The organism is Xenorhabdus griffiniae (assembly GCF_001028135.1).
GTDB classification, from domain to species: domain Bacteria; phylum Pseudomonadota; class Gammaproteobacteria; order Enterobacterales; family Enterobacteriaceae; genus Xenorhabdus; species Xenorhabdus bakwenae.
Genome location: NZ_LDNM01000183.1, coordinates 1 through 811 on the forward strand (window position 1 = coordinate 1; position 811 = coordinate 811).

At 59.9% G+C, this 811-nt stretch carries 1 pseudogene; it reads left to right on the forward strand.

The window, feature by feature from the left end:
* Positions 1-811, forward strand: a pseudogene (locus AAY47_RS19540) (DNA primase); the annotation flags it as partial.

The following is an 811-nucleotide window of genomic DNA, read 5'->3' on the forward strand; positions in this document are numbered from 1 at the left end:
ATGCAGGAGGCGGCGGATATGGTGGCTCTAGAGCGCCAGACACCTGAGCCAGACACAGCACCCGAACCCGCTTCCCCTTTAGCCGCCGAACCGGCGCCCCGCGTGACGCCGAATGTGGTCTGTGAGTCGGGTGAGCATGGCGAGCTGCTCGTGTCAGTCGGCACACTGCAATGGTGTCTGCGCGGCATGGGATCAGTTAAGGCAGGTTCCGCTGCGATGAAACTCAATGCGCAGGTGCTGGACAGGCAAAGCGGGGTGTTGTTCGCCGACGGGGTTGATCTGATGAGCGGCCGTTCACGTAACAGTTACTCCCGCATGGCCGCCACTGAGCTGGGACTGGGCGAAGCGGATCTGCGGCGGGCGCTGGGGCAGGTGTTGCTGGCTGCTGAACAATGGCAACAGCAAGGCGGCAAGGTATCAGTGGTCAATGTGCCGACAATGAGTGACGCCGAACAAAAGGCAGCGCTGGCCTTGCTGCAAGATCCCTATCTGACTGCCCGTATTACCGCTGACTTAGCCGCCTGTGGCGTGGTTGGTGAGTCCACTAACTTACTGGCCGGCTTTTTGGCTGCCGTGAGCCGTAAACTGCCCAACCCCTTAGCCGTCCTGATCCAAAGCAGCAGCGCCGCCGGAAAATCCTCATTGATGGAGGCCGTACTGAACCTGATGCCGGAAGAAGAGCGTACCCAGTACAGCGCCATGACCGGGCAAAGTCTGTTCTATCTGGGCGAAACCCATCTCCAGCACAAGATTTTAGCGATAGCGGAAGAAGAAGGGGTACGGCAGGCCGCCTATGCGCTCAAGCTGTTGC